At 68.1% G+C, this 13,974-nt stretch carries 11 protein-coding genes; 6 read left to right on the top strand and 5 right to left on the bottom strand.

What is annotated here, in order from left to right:
* Positions 1–151 precede the first annotated feature (151 nt).
* Positions 152–1,123 (top strand): Gfo/Idh/MocA family protein, encoded by a 972-nt coding sequence (locus BM162_RS10735; protein WP_093421525.1) that lies wholly within the window; start codon positions 152–154, stop codon positions 1,121–1,123.
* Between the two features lie 379 nt (positions 1,124–1,502).
* Here BM162_RS10735 and BM162_RS10730 read toward each other — a convergent pair whose 3' ends face one another.
* The 4 genes from BM162_RS10730 to BM162_RS10715 all read right to left on the bottom strand — a co-directional run bounded on the left by BM162_RS10730 (position 1,503) and on the right by BM162_RS10715 (position 7,195).
* Positions 1,503–3,335: a M3 family oligoendopeptidase gene (locus BM162_RS10730; protein WP_093421522.1), complete on the bottom strand. Its 1,833-nt coding sequence runs from the start codon at positions 3,333–3,335 to the stop codon at positions 1,503–1,505.
* A 133-nt stretch (positions 3,336–3,468) separates the two neighbouring features.
* Positions 3,469–4,404 carry an amidohydrolase family protein gene (locus tag BM162_RS10725; RefSeq protein ID WP_093421520.1) on the bottom strand — a complete coding sequence of 312 codons (936 nt, stop codon included), beginning with the start codon at positions 4,402–4,404 and terminating at the stop codon, positions 3,469–3,471.
* Positions 4,397–5,989: an ATP-dependent DNA ligase gene (locus tag BM162_RS10720; RefSeq protein WP_093421517.1), complete on the bottom strand. Its 1,593-nt coding sequence runs from the start codon at positions 5,987–5,989 to the stop codon at positions 4,397–4,399. Before BM162_RS10720 ends, BM162_RS10725 begins: the two co-directional genes overlap by 8 nt.
* Before the next feature lie 183 nt (positions 5,990–6,172).
* Positions 6,173–7,195: a ligase-associated DNA damage response exonuclease gene (locus tag BM162_RS10715; RefSeq protein ID WP_093421515.1), complete on the bottom strand. Its 1,023-nt coding sequence runs from the start codon at positions 7,193–7,195 to the stop codon at positions 6,173–6,175.
* Between the two features lie 184 nt (positions 7,196–7,379).
* On the opposite strand from BM162_RS10715, the gene BM162_RS10710 reads away from it, so the two are divergent.
* From BM162_RS10710 to BM162_RS10690, 5 genes are all read left to right on the top strand, one after another.
* On the top strand, positions 7,380–8,204 hold the full coding sequence (locus tag BM162_RS10710) for a manganese catalase family protein (protein WP_093421512.1): 825 nt from the start codon (positions 7,380–7,382) through the stop codon (positions 8,202–8,204).
* 36 nt (positions 8,205–8,240) lie between these two features.
* The gene (locus tag BM162_RS10705) at positions 8,241–8,693 is read left to right on the top strand and encodes a DUF2383 domain-containing protein (protein WP_093421510.1); all 453 of its coding nucleotides are present in this window, start codon (positions 8,241–8,243) and stop codon (positions 8,691–8,693) included.
* A 116-nt stretch (positions 8,694–8,809) separates the two neighbouring features.
* Positions 8,810–10,240 carry a circularly permuted type 2 ATP-grasp protein gene (locus tag BM162_RS10700; RefSeq protein ID WP_093421508.1) on the top strand — a complete coding sequence of 477 codons (1,431 nt, stop codon included), beginning with the start codon at positions 8,810–8,812 and terminating at the stop codon, positions 10,238–10,240.
* Positions 10,240–11,193: an alpha-E domain-containing protein gene (locus tag BM162_RS10695; RefSeq protein ID WP_093421505.1), complete on the top strand. Its 954-nt coding sequence runs from the start codon at positions 10,240–10,242 to the stop codon at positions 11,191–11,193. Before BM162_RS10700 ends, BM162_RS10695 begins: the two co-directional genes overlap by 1 nt.
* The gene (locus BM162_RS10690; RefSeq protein ID WP_093421503.1) at positions 11,190–12,014 is read left to right on the top strand and encodes a transglutaminase family protein; all 825 of its coding nucleotides are present in this window, start codon (positions 11,190–11,192) and stop codon (positions 12,012–12,014) included. Before BM162_RS10695 ends, BM162_RS10690 begins: the two co-directional genes overlap by 4 nt.
* A 94-nt stretch (positions 12,015–12,108) precedes the next feature.
* Here BM162_RS10690 and BM162_RS10685 read toward each other — a convergent pair whose 3' ends face one another.
* The gene (locus BM162_RS10685; protein ID WP_093421500.1) at positions 12,109–13,944 is read right to left on the bottom strand and encodes an extracellular solute-binding protein; all 1,836 of its coding nucleotides are present in this window, start codon (positions 13,942–13,944) and stop codon (positions 12,109–12,111) included.
* Positions 13,945–13,974: the final 30 nt, after the last annotated feature.

Raw genomic sequence — 13,974 nt, 5'->3', positions numbered from 1 at the left:
TTCTGAATTGCCAGGGCCCGGACATGCGTCCGGGCCCTTTTCGCATGTAGGCGAGTGAGCGGATGCCTGTCCCATTCGCAGATGCTGTGTGATTGACGGCCGGGCCCGGGCAAGTACCCTCGCGCCGACCATCAAGATAGGGGACAGCACGATGAAGACGCCGATCCGCTGGGGCATCCTCGGCGCGGGGAAGTTCGCGCGCGAACACATGGGGCCCGCCATCCATCAGGCCGAACACGCGGTGCTCGCCGGGCTCGCCACTTCGGACCCGGCGAAGGCCGAACCGTTCCGCGCCTTTGCGCCCGGCCTGAGGGTCTTCGGCGATTACGACGCGCTGCTGGCCGATCCGGAGATCGACGCGGTCTACATCCCGCTGCCCAACCACATGCATGTCGAGTGGACGAAGAAGGCGCTCGCCGCTGGCAAACCAGTGCTGTGCGAGAAACCAATCGCGCTGCAGGAAGAAGAGTTTGATGACCTCATCGCGGCGCGGGAAAAGGCCGGGCTGCTGGCGGCCGAGGCCTACATGATCGTGCACCATCCGCAATGGCAGCGCGCTCGCGAGATTGCGCAGTCGGGCGAGATCGGGCGGATCCTGCACGTGGACGGCGCGTTCAGCTTCGACAACTCCCACGACACCGAGAACATCCGCAACCGCTCGGACACCGGGGGCGGCGGCCTGCGCGATATCGGCGTCTATACCTTCGGGTCGGCCCGCTTCGTCACGGGGGCCGAGCCAGATAACGTGGACGCGCACGTGCAATGGGAAAACGGGGTGGACGTCTATGCCCACGTCTCGGCCCGCTTCCCCGGCTTCGGCTATAACGCCATGGTGTCGATGCGGATGTTCCCGCGGCAGGAAATGGTGTTCCATGGCACGCAGGGCGTGATGCGCCTGACCGCGCCATTCAACGCGGGCGTGTTCGGCCAGGCCGAGGTGCATGTGGAGACGGACGGCAAGGTCGTCCGCACCGAACGCATTCCGGGCGTAAACCAGTACAAGCTCCAGGTCGAGGCCTTCGGCCGGTCGCTGCGCGAGGGCGATGAGTACCCGTGCCCGCTGGAGTTCAGCCGCGGAACGCAGCGGATGATCGACATGGTCTTCGCCGCCGCGGCGGAGTAGGGCATCGGGCGGGGCTGTCATCGCCGCGAAAGCCGGGACCTCCGTCCGTTGGCACAGGTGGGCGGGAGGTGCCCGCTTTCGTGGATATGACAGGGACAGGGGGTGTCCGACGCGCTATCTGTCATTCCCGCGCGCCCGCTGTCATCCCCGCCTGACGCCTGTCATTCCCGCGCAAGCGGGACTCTCTGTGGCGCAGGGCGTCGGGAGGTGCTCGCTTCCGCGGGCATGACACCCGGAAGAGGTGTTCTACTCCACCGGCGTCCTGTCATTCCCGCTCAAGCGGAGACCTCTCTCCGGTGCGCACAGGTGCTGGTGGACGCCCGCTCGCGCAGGCGTCGGCAGGTGCCCGCCTTTCACGGGCATGACAGGTGGCGGCCTCTCAGGCCGCGCCGTCCTCCATCGCCTCGAGCTCATCGATCATGCCCGAGATCATCGACAGGCCCTTGTCCCAGAACTTCGGGTCCGAGGCGTCGAGGCCGAAGGGCGCCAAAAGCTCCTTGTGATGCTTGGAGCCGCCCGCCTTGAGCATCTCGAAGTACTTGTCCTGGAAGTCCGGGTTCCCCTCCTCGTAGACGGCGTAGAGCGCGTTCACGAGGCCGTCGCCGAAGGCATAGGCATAGACGTAGAAGGGCGAGTGGACGAAGTGCGGGATATAGGCCCAGAACGTCTCGTACCCTTCCATGAAGTTGAACGCGGGCCCCAGGCTTTCGTCCTGCACCGACATCCACAGCGCATTGATGTCGTCGGGCGTGAGCTCTCCGCCGCGGCGGGCGGCGTGCAGCTTGCACTCGAAGTCGTAGAAGGCGATCTGACGCACGACCGTGTTGATCATGTCTTCGACCTTGCCGGCCAGCAGTACCTTCTTCTCGGCCGGGTCCTTGGCCTTGGCCAGAAGCTTGCGGAAGGTCAGCATCTCGCCGAAGACGCTCGCCGTTTCGGCCAGCGTGAGGGGCGTGGAGGCCAGAAGCTCGCCCTGGCCGGCGGCCAGCACCTGATGCACGCCGTGGCCCAGCTCGTGCGCCAGCGTCATCACGTCCCGCGGCTTGCCCAGGTAGTTGAGCATCACGTAGGGGTGCACGTCCACGACGGTCGGATGCGCGAATGCGCCCGGCGCCTTGCCCGGCTTCACGCCCGCGTCGATCCAGCCCTTGTGGAAGAACGGCTCGGCGATCTCGGCCATCTTCGGCGCGAAATCGGTATAGGCGTCCAGCACCATCGAGCGCGCGTCGTCCCAGCCGATGGTGCGCGGGTCTTCCATCGGCAGCGGCGCGTTGCGGTCCCAGACCTCGAGCTTGTCGAGCCCCAGCCACTTGCGCTTGAGCTCGTAGTAGCGGTGCGACAGCTTCGGATAGGCGTTCACCACCGCGTCGCGCAGCGCCTCGACGACCTCGGGCTCCACGTGGTTGGCGAGGTGCCGGCCGGTCTGCGGCGTGGGCATGCCGCGCCAGCGGTCCTCGATCTCCTTCTCTTTCGTCAGCGTGTTGTGCACGCGGGCGAAGAGCTTGATGTTGTTGGTGAAGGTCGCTGCCAGCTCCCGCGCCGCCGCCTCGCGCCGGGCACGGTCGTGGTCGGTCAGCAGGTTCAGCGTGGCCTCGAGGCCCAGCGTCTCGCCCTGCACCTGGAATTCAAGACCCGCCATCGTCTCGTCGAACAGCTTGTTCCACGCGCTCGCGCCGACCACCGACTGGTCGTGCAGGAATTTCTCGAGCTCGTCGGATAGCTGGTAGGGCCGCATCGCGCGCAACCGCTCGAAGACCGGCTTGTAGCGGGCGAGGTCCTCGTTCGCCTCGAACAGCGCGTCGAGTTGGTCGTCGGGGATGCGGTTGATCTCGAGCGAGAAGAAGACGAGCGGCGTCGTGTAGGTGGTGATCTTGTCCTGGCAGTCGGACATGAACTTGGCCCGCTCGGGGTCGGTGGTCTGCTGATAGTAGCGCAGACCGGCAAAGGACATGATGCGCCCGGCGATCAGGTCGATCTTCTCGTAGCGCAGGACGCACTCCAGCATCCCCGCAGCGTCCAGGCCGGCCAGCTTGCCCTCGTAGTCGGAGGCGAAGTCGGCGCAGGCCTTTTCCAGCCAGTCCATGTCGCGCTTCAGTTCGGGCGCGTCCGGCGCGGGGTAGAGGTCGGTCAGGTCCCACTCGGGCAGCTTGCCCAGATCCTTTCCGCCCTGGGCGTTGGCGTCGAAGACGGGGGCGGGCAGGGGAAGCGTCATGGGATACCTCGTTGTTGCTGTCGCCCCTGACATAAGGTTGCGCGGGCCGGCGGCGCAAGGCGGGCGACGCCTCGTCGCTCCTGCCGTCGCTTTTCGGGGCGACGAGGGACGGCAGGACCGGGGAGCCCCCGGCCTAGAAGCCGTACAGCTTGGCGGGGTTGTCCACCAGGATGCGCTGGCGGTCCTCGGCCCGCGGCACGGCGCGGTAGAACGCGTCGAGAAGGTGACCCGCATCCGGCATCGGCAGCCCGTCGAGCAGGATGTGCGGCCAGTCCGACCCCCACAGGCACCGCTCGGGGTTCGCCGCGACCAGCGCGGCGATCATCTCGTCGGCCTGGTCATAGGGATCGGCGCAGAAGCGGTAGACGCCCGACAGCTTCACCCAGGCGCGGCCGTCTTCCAGCAGCCGGCGCAGGGCCGCGAAGCCGGGCTCGTCCGGTCCGGCGGCGAGATCCGGCCAGCCCATGTGGTCGAAGACGACGGGGACGGCCATGCGGTCGATCGTGTCAGCGACCTCGCCCATGTGCTCGTGGGCATGCAGCAGCATCTCGACGTGCATGTCGCGGTCGGCCAGCATCGGGGCGAGGTTCTGCGCGCCCGCCCAGCTGAGCACGCCGCCGTGCACGTAGTTCAGCCGCACGCCCTTGATCCGGGCATGCGCCAGCCGGTCGAGCGTGCCGGCGCTGACCTCGTCGGGAACCAGCGCCACGCCCCGGAACTCGGGCCCCAGGCGGCGCAGCGTCTCGGCGGTCACGGCGTTGTCGGTGCCGTGGATCATCGACTGCACGACGACGCCGCGAGTGATGCCGAGAATGTCGAGATGTTCGTGAAACAGCGCCATCCAGTCGTCAAACCCCATGTCGGGGGCCGGGTCCTCGGGCCGGTCGTCGTCGAGCGGGAACTCGGCGGGGCCGCCCAGCATGTGGAAATGCGCGTCACACGCGCCGGGCGGCGGCTGGATCGAGGGCTTCTTGGGCACCGGCACGGGGTGGTGGCCGATGGGACGGCGCTCGGTCGTGTCGGGCGTGCGCTCGGGCGTGGCTGCAGCGATATCGTCGGGGTCATCCATAGGCGGCGAGCATCTCCCTCAGGTCGTTCAACGTGTTCGCTTCCTGCGCCGGCTTGTCGTGACGCCATCTTGCCATGCGCGGGAAGCGCAGGGCGACACCGGATTTGTGGCGCGGGCTTTCCTGTATGCCTTCGAAGGCGATCTCGAAGACGTGTTCCGGTTTCACAGCGCGCACGGGGCCGTATCGTTCCAGCGTGTTCTTCCGCACCCAGGCCGTGATGCGGCGGAACTCGGCGTCGGTCAGGCCGGAATAGGCCTTGGTGAAGGGGACGAGTTCGTTGCCCGACCACACGGCGAAGGTGAAGTCGGTGAAAAGGTTGGCGCGGCGTCCGTGGCCCTGCTGGGCATAGATCAGCACCGCGTCCACGGTCAGCGGGTCCACCTTCCACTTCCACCAGTCGCCCTTCCTGCGCCCGTCGCGGTAGGGGCTGTCGAGTCGCTTGAGCATGACGCCCTCGGCCTGCAGGTCGCGGGAGCGCTCGCGCTCGGCGGCGAGCGCATCCCAGTGGTCGAACGGCACAAGCGGGGAGAGCCGCACAGGAGCCTCGGGCGGGGCCCGTTCCACGAGCGTTTCCAGAAGGTTGCGGCGCTCGGCGAAGGGGATGCTTCGGACATCCTCGCCCTCGTGCTCCAGCAGGTCATAGGCCTTCAGGATCACGGGCGCCTCCGCCAGCAGCTTCTTCGGCACCGTCTTGCGCCCGATGCGCTTCTGAAGCTGGGCGAACGGCAGCGGGGCGTCCTGCGTCCACGCCAGCACCTCGCCGTCGATCACGGTGCCCATCGGCAGGAAGTCCTTCAGCACGGCCAGTTCGGGGAAGCGGTCGGTCATCAGCTCCTCCCCGCGGGACCAGAGGTAGTGGTCGCCGCCGCGCAGGATCAACTGGCCGCGGATGCCGTCCCACTTGCGCTCGGCCGCCCATTCCGCCGGGTCGCCCAGCTCCCACGGTCCTTCGTCGAGCTGATAGGCGAGGTAGAACGGATAGGGCTTCGACAGGTCGGCTGACGGGTCGTGCTCCAGGATCAGCGCGCGGTACGAGGTCGTCTCGGGGCTCCAGTCGCCCATCAGGCGGTGGGCGAGGTCGGGCTCCTCGACGCCGGTCGCCTGGCTCAGCGCGCGGGTCATCAGCTTTTGGCTGACGCCCATCCGGAAGCCGCCGGTGATCAGCTTGTTGAACACGAAGCGCTCGGTCTTGCCCATCTGGTTCCACGCCTCGAGAACCTGCCGTTTCCGTTCCTCTTCAGCGTGTTGCGACAGGCTCTTGATGTGACTGATCCAGTGCGTGAGGGATCGGTCGCTTTCCTCCTCGGCGTCGGGCAGGACCAGCGCAATGGTCTCGGCGAGGTCGCCGACGATCGGATAACTCTCCTCGAACAGCCACAGCGGGATACCGGCGCGCTCGGCGGCCCATTCGCGCAGGCGCGTTGTGGTGACGGTGCGCTTGGGCCGGCGGCCCGAGAGCAGCGCGATGGTCCACAGCCGGTCGTCCTCGGGCGCCTCGCGGAAATAGTCCGAGAGGGCGGCGACCTTGAGGCTTGTCTTGGTGGTCTGGTCGAGCCGGGTGAAGAGGTTGGCGAAGCGTTTCATGGGGTTACCGTTCGCCGAGTGCCGGAAATGGAGCGCGCCCCTCCCGCTGTTCCGCCCGGCGGGAACCGCCGGGCAGCGCCCGCCCGCCCCCAAGGCGGGCGCTTCCGCGCCCACCACGGGCGGCCGCTGCCCTCTGCTCGCCGTTCTTCCGCAACGTGTGCTTGCCAGTCGTGGAGACGCCGCTCACCCCTCGACCTCCCCCTCGTCGGCGGTGTCCAGGCTCTCGCCCTCCCATGCGGTTTCGACCACCTGCGCATCGAAGCCCTGCTCGGAGAGCCAGCGGCAGAAGATCGAGGTGTAGCCGTGGGTGACGAAGACGCGCTCGGCCCCGGTGTCGCGGATGGCGGCATTCAGCCCCTCCCAGTCGGCGTGGTCGGACATGACGAAGCCCCGGTCGGCCGCCCGCCTGCGCCGCACGCCGCGCAGCGCCATCCAGCCGCTGGCGAAGCCGGTCGAGGCGGGGCCGAAGCGCCTCATCCACGGCGTGCCGAGCGCCGAAGGCGTGGCCAGCACCAACGCGCCGGGATGCGCCTTCGCATCGAGCTCCGGCGTCACGCGGATGGTGTCGGGCAGCGCGACGCCCTGCGCGCGCAGCACCTCGTTCGTGTTCTCGACCGCGCCATGGGTGAGGATGGGACCGATGTCGGGATCGACGGCAGCGAGGATGCGCTGCGCCTTGCCGAGCGCATAGGCCCCCAGCACCGACACCCGCCCCTCGGCCTTGTTCTTCGCCCACCAGCCGTTGATCTCGCTCGCCACCTCGGCCTGCGGTTGCCATTTGAAGACCGGCAGGCCGAAGGTGCATTCCGAGATGAAGGCGTGGCAGCGCAGCGGCTCGAACGGCTCGGACAGGCCGTCGGGCTCGACCTTGTAATCGCCAGAGACGACCCAGACCTCGCCCCGGTGCTCCACCCGGATCTGGGCCGAGCCCGGCACGTGGCCCGCCGGGTGATAAGACACCCGCACGCCCCCGATCTCGCGCACCTCGCCGTACTCCACCGTCTCGACGTCGATGTCGCCCAGCCGGTGGCGCATCCCCGGCGCGGCGGCGCGGGTGGCGAGGTAACGGCGATGCCCGGGGCGGGCGTGGTCGGCGTGGCCATGGGTGACGAGCGCGCGGTCCACCGGTCGCCACGGATCGATGTGGAAGCCGCCCTTGGGGCAGCAGATCCCGCGGTCGGTGAAGGTCAGAAGCGGCTCGGTCATGTGGCGTAACCTAGGGCGTGAAAGCGGCATTCCCAACGCGCTCAGACGCTTGCGGTTCACCGCCCCGCGCCACGACGCCGCGGCGGCGCAAAACGTGATCAGGCGGCGGGAACACGGAGGGGGGTGGCCGGTTGGCGGGGCGTGGGGACGCAAGACAGTAACGGTTTCACAAGGAGACGATCACATGTTCCACCATTCCTCGAAGCTGCAGTACGAAGTGCGCTGCGACAAACCGAACCCGGCCTTCGCGAAGTACCTGCAGCAGGCCATCGGCGGGATCGAGGGCGAGATCCGCGTCGCGATGCAGTATTTCTTCCAGGCGATGGGCGCGCGCGGCAATCCGAAGTACCGCGACATGCTGATGATGACGGCGACCGAAGAACTCAGCCATATCGAGTTCCTGGGCCACGCCGTCGCCCTGAACCTCGAGGGCGCGCCGGTCGAGGTGACCGAGGACGCCGCCAAGGACCCCGTCGTGCACGCCATCCTGGGCGGCATGAACCCGCGTCACGTCCTGTCGTCGGGGCTGTCGGCGATGCCGGTCAACTCCAACGGCGTGCCCTTCGACATGAGCCACGTCTACGCCACCGGCAACCTGGCCGCCGACATGATGGCCAACGCCACGGCCGAGGGCGGCGGGCGCGTTCTGGCCAGCCGGCTTTACAACATGACCGACGACCCGGGCATGAAGGACATGCTGTCCTTCCTGATCGCGCGCGACACGATGCACCAGCAGCAGTGGATGGCGGTGATCGAGGAACTCGGCGGCATGGAGGCGCAGCTTCCGGTTCCCAACTCGACGCCCGAGGCGCACGAGAACACCGAGCATTCCTACTACTTCCTCAACACCTCGCTTGACGAGCCCACCCCCGAGGGGCGCTGGACCAGCGGCAAGTCGCTCGACGGCCGCTCGGAATTCACCATCCGCGAGAAGCCCGATCCGCTGGGCCAGAAGCCAGACCTGGGCAAGGCCAAGCCGGGATCCGGCGCCCAGAAGGAGCAGATGTAAGACATCTGCCCGCAGCCATTCGAAAGGAGGACGGACATGGTTACCACCGTTGGAACATCGACCGACATCAAGGACCTGGTCGAGAACTTCATCCTGCTCGAACGGGATGCGATCGCCGCCTATGACGAGGTGATCGCCAGGCTGGACTCGCCCGCCCGCAAGGAACGGGTGAGCCAGTTCAAGTCCGACCACGAACGGCACCTGGACGAGCTCACGCGGCTGGCCGCGCGGGTCGGTGCGAACGTCCCGCAGGAGCCCGACGCCAAGTCCATGCTGACCACAGGCGAGGTGCAGCTCGCTGACATGGCGGGTGGCGACGGCGCCATCCTCAAGGCGATGAGCACCAACGAAACCGACACCGTCACCGCCTATGAGCGGGGCTGCGACAACACGGCGGTGCCGGTCGAGGACCGGGCCATCTTCGCCCGAGCGCTCGAGGACGAGCGCAGCCACAAGGCGTGGATGGAGGCCGAGGCGAAGGCCGCCTGAACACCGCCCAATAAACGGGCGTCGCGCACGGATTTCCGGCGCGCGGCGCCCGGCCCCGGCCCGGTGCCGGAACACGGGGCTTCCCAATCGTTAACGCCGCGGCCTATCCTCGGCTCATGAGCGACGGAAACACACCGCCCTTTTTCAACGAGATGTTCGATGCCACCGGCGCCGTCCGCCCGCCCTATGGCGGGCTCGACGGCTGGGCGGCGGCCATGCCCGAAGAACTGCGCAGCCTCAAGCAATCCGAAGCCGAGGCGCTGTTCCGCCGCATCGGCATCACCTTCGCCGTCTACGGCGAGGGCGGATCGCCGGACCGGCTGATCCCCTTCGACATGTTCCCGCGCGTCTTCGGCGCCGACGAATGGCGGCGGCTGGAAAACGGCATCAAGCAACGCGCCCGCGCGCTGAACGCCTTCCTCGTCGACGTCTATGGCCGGGGCGAGATCGTGAAGGCCGGCCGCATCCCGGCGCGGCTGGTTTATTGCAACGAGGCATACGAGACGGCGGTCGCCGGCATCACGCCCCCCAAGGGCGTCTATTCTCACATCGTGGGCGTGGACTTGGTGCGCACGGGGCCGGACGAGTTCTTCGTGCTCGAAGACAACTGCCGCACGCCCTCGGGCGTGTCCTACATGCTGGAGAACCGTGAGATCATGATGCGGATGTTCCCGCATCTCTTCCAGCAGAAGCGCATCCTCCCGGTTGAGACGTACCCGGCGCTGCTCAAGCGCACGCTGGCCTCGGTCGCGCCCGCCAAGTGCCAGGGCGAGCCGCGCGTCGCGATCCTGACGCCCGGCCACTTCAACTCGGCCTATTACGAGCACTCCTTCCTCGCCGACCAGATGGGTGTCGAGCTGGTCGAGGGGCAGGACCTGTTCGTCGAGGGCGATTATTGCTGGATGCGCACGACCGAGGGGCCGAAGCGCGTGGATGTGATCTATCGCCGGATCGACGACGCCTTCATTGACCCGCTGTGCTTTCGCCCGGACTCGATGCTCGGCGTGCCGGGGCTGATGAACGTCTATCGCTCGGGCGGGGTGACCATCGCCAGCGCGCCCGGTGCGGGCGTCGCGGACGACAAGGCGATCTATACCTACGTCCCCGAGATGGTGCGCTTCTACCTGGGCGAGGAACCGATTCTGAACAACGTGCCCACCTGGCAGTGCGCGAAATCCGACGATTGCGCCTACGTGCTCGACAACCTGTCCGAGCTGGTGGTGAAAGAGGTGCACGGCTCGGGCGGCTACGGCATGCTCGTGGGCCCCAAGGCCACGCAGGAGCAGGTCGCCGCCTTCGCCGAGAAGATCAAGGCCGATCCCGACAACTACATCGCGCAGCCCACGCTGGCGCTGTCGACCACGCCGACCTTCGTGGAAGAGGGCGTCGCGCCGCGCCACGTGGACCTGCGGCCCTATTGCCTGGTGGGCGAAACGGTCGAGCTTGTCCCCGGCGGGCTGACGCGCGTGGCGCTGACCGAGGGCTCGCTGGTGGTGAACTCGTCGCAGGGCGGCGGGGTCAAGGATACCTGGGTGGTGGACGAGTGATGCTGAGCCGGACCGCCGCCAACCTGTTCTGGACCGCCCGCTACATCGAGCGGGCCGAGACCAACGCCCGCCTGCTCGAGGTCGGCGCACGCAACGCGCTGATCCCCAACACCGGCGGCGGTTACCGCAACGAGTGGGAATCGATCCTGCACGCCAGCGGCACCTCGGACGCCTTCCGCGCCAAGTACGGCGAGGCGGTGCAGCGCAACGTCGAAACCTGGCTGTTCTTCGACCGCGACAATCCGTCCTCGGTCACCGCCTGCATCGAGAAGGCGCGCGAGAACGGGCGCATCGTCCGTACGGCGCTGACAAGCCAGGTCTGGGACGCGCTCAACACCGCCTGGGCCGAGGTGCGCGAATTCGGACGCACCGAACGCTCGAAACTCGGCACCAGCGACCTGGTGGACTGGACGCTGCGCACCGCATCGCTGGTGCGCGGCGCGGCCATGGGCACGCAGTTGCGCAACGACGGCTACGACTTCACCAATATCGGCCATTTCCTGGAACGGGCCGACAGCACGGCGCGGCTTCTTGACACGAAGTACTTCGTGCTGCTGCCGCACGTGACCTTCGTTGGCTCGGGGCTCGACAATTACCAGTGGCGCACGCTTCTGCGCGCGCTCAGCGCCCACCGTGCCTTCAACTGGGCCTACGGGGGCGAGATTACGCCGCCCAAGATCGTCGACTTCCTGGTGCTCAACCGCGCCTCGCCGCGCTCGCTTCTGACGGCGGTCGAGGGCGTGAACCACCACCTCGACCGCCTGGCACGCGCTTACGGCAAGGCGACGAGCGCGCAGACGCGGGCGCGCATGCTTTTGGGCGAAATGGCCGAGCTCACGCCCGAGGACATTTTCGACGAGGGCCTGCACGAATTCCTGACCCGCTTCGTCCGCGATGTGTCGGCGTTGTCCGAGGTGGTGCACGAGACCTACCTGAGCGGAGAGACGCGATGAGGCTGACGGTCCGTCACACTACGACCTACCGCTACGCGCCGCCGCGCCGCGCCGTGGTTCAGAGCCACCGGCTGACGCCCTCTGTCTTCGAGGGGCAGCAGACGATCTGGTGGAACATCAGCGTCCCCGGTGCCTGGACCGGCGCGACCTTCCGCGACGGCGCGGGCGACCGGATCGAGACGGTGTCGATGCTGGGCCCGGTCGAGGAGGTGCTGGTCGAGGTCACGGGCGAGGTCGAGACGCAGGATTTGGCCGGCGTGCTGCGCGGTCACCGCGAAACGGTGCCGCCGACCGCCTACCTGCGCACGACCCGCGCCACGCATCCGGACACCGGCCTGCGCGAGCTTTCGGCCGACGCGCTCGCCGGCGCCGATGGCGACCCGCTGGACCGCGCGCACCGGCTGTCGCGCGCCGTGGCCGAGGCCATCGCCTATGTCCCGGGCGAAACGCACGCCCATACCAGCGCGGCCGAGGCGCTGTCGCTGGGCAAGGGCGTCTGCCAGGACCACGCGCACGCCCTGATCGGCGCGGCCATCGCCGCCGACATGCCCGCCCGCTACGTCACCGGCTACCTCTTCGTGGGCGACGAGCCGATGGGCGAGGCCAGCCACGCCTGGGCCGAGATCCACGTCCCCGAACTGGGCTGGGTGGGCTTCGACCCCGCCAACCGCTGCTGCCCCGACGCTCGCTATATCCGGCTTGGCTCCGGCCACGACGCGCAACTCGCCGCCCCCATTCGCGGCCTCGCGCAGGGCGTGGGCGAGGAACGGCTCGACGTCTCGGTCGACGTGGCCGAGGCCGCGCAGTCGCAGCAGCAATAGCGCGACCCGGCCCTCATCTTCGGTCCCTAAATATCCTCCGGGGGTGCGGGGGTGGAAAACCCCCGCCGGTCCCGCGTTCACCGCCCGCGCGGCGTCACCGCAGCGCGCCCTCGGCCCGCAAGCTCTGGTACTTCTCCTCGTCCCACCACCAGAAATCGTCGCCCCGGTCGTATGGCGGCTTCTCCTCGGGCCGGCCGAAGACGTCCCAGTAGGCCAGGAAGTGCGACCCCTTGTACCAGTTCGGCACCCAGATGTGCTTGGCCCGCAGCACCCGATCCAGCGCACGGACCCGCGTGACCAGCTCTCCGCGGCTCTCGGCCTGGATGATCCGCTCGATCAGCGCATCCACCACCGGGTCCGCGACGCCCGCCAGGTTCAGCGTGCCCGGGTTGTCCGCGCCCTCGGATCCGAAAAGCGAGCGCAGCTCGACCGAGGGGCTGAGCTGCATGACCAGCCGGCCGATGGCGATGTCGTAGTCGAAGACCTCCTGCCGCTCCTGCATCTGCGCGGGGTCGATCAGGGTGTGCGTCGCGTCGATCCCGAGCGCGCGCAAGTTGCCGATGAAGGGCAGCGCGATGCGCTCGAAGGCGGGGCTGTCGTCGACCATCTCGACCCGCAGCACCTCGCCTTGCGCGTTCCGGCGCAGGCCGTCCTCCCCCACGGTCCAGCCCGCCGCGTCCAGCAGTCGCGAGCCCTCGCGCAGCGCGCGCCGGTCGGTCTGGCTCAGGCTGCTCACCGGCGGGGAATAGGCGGGTTCGGTGAACACCGCCTCGGGCAGCTGGTCGCGGTATTCTTCGAGCAGGGCCAGTTCGTCACCCTCGGGCAGGCCCTCGGCCTCGAGTTCCGAGTTCTCCCAGAAGCTGTCCGTGCGCTCGTAGAGGCCGTGGAACAGCGTCTGGTTGGCCCATTCGAAGTTGAACATCAGCGCGATCGCCTCGCGCACGCGCGGGTCGGCGAATTTCTCGCGGCGCAGGTTGAACCAGAAGCCTTGTGCGCCGGAGGGGCGTCCATCGGGCAGCGTCTCGCGCTTGATCCAACCCCTCTCGACCGCCGGGAAGTCATAGGCGGTGGCCCAGAGGGCCGAGGTGAACTCCTCGTGGAACAGGTACTCGCCGACTTTCAGCGCCTCGAAGGCGGCGGTGTTGTCGCCGAAATATTCGTAGACGACGCAGTCGAAGTTGTCCTTGCCAACGTTCACCGGCAGCTCCGCGCCCCAGTACTCGTCGGTCCGGCAATAGGTGATCGAACGGCCGGGCGACACCTCGGCCACCTCGAACCCGCCCGAGCCCACGGGCGGGTCGAGCGTCGACTCCTCGAAGGGCACCTCGGCGTAGTAATGTGCGGGCAGGATCTCGATGCTGCCCACCTCGGCGGCAAGGTCGCGGGTCGCCGCGCCCTCGCGGAAGGTGAACCTCACCCGATGCGGGTCCAGTGCCTCGACCGTTTCCACGTCGGCGAGCGTGATGCGGTACCAGGGCATCCCGTGCTCTTTCAGCGCCTCGAAAGTGAAGACGACGTCCTCGGCGGTCAGAGACTCGCCGTCGGTGAAACGCGCCTCGGGACGCAGGTTGAAGATCGCCCAGCTGCGGTCCTCGGGGTATTCCACCGTCTCGGCGATTAGCCCATAGGCCGCGCCGGGCTCGTCGAGCGACGGCGCCAGAAGCGTGTCGTAGAGCCGCTCGAGCCCCTGGGCCGGCTCGCCTTTCAGGATGAACGGGTTCAGGCTGTCGAAGGTGCGTGAGGCGCCGGTGCCGCGGAAGCTGAGCGTGCCGCCCTGCGGCGCGTCCGGGTTCACGTACTCGAAATGCGGGAAATCCGGCGGGTACTTCAGCTCCCCGAACGGAGAGATGCCGTGGCGGACGGTCACCTCCTGCGCCGCCGCCGGAAGCGCGGTGACAAGGGCGAGAGCGGCGAGCGGGGCGGTGCGCATCGGGGCCTCCGTGGTGCTGTCATTCGTCGA

This window comes from Tranquillimonas alkanivorans, from assembly GCF_900115595.1.
GTDB classification, from domain to species: domain Bacteria; phylum Pseudomonadota; class Alphaproteobacteria; order Rhodobacterales; family Rhodobacteraceae; genus Tranquillimonas; species Tranquillimonas alkanivorans.
Note: the sequence above shows the minus strand (reverse complement) of the source record. Positions and strands in the feature narration are given on the sequence as shown.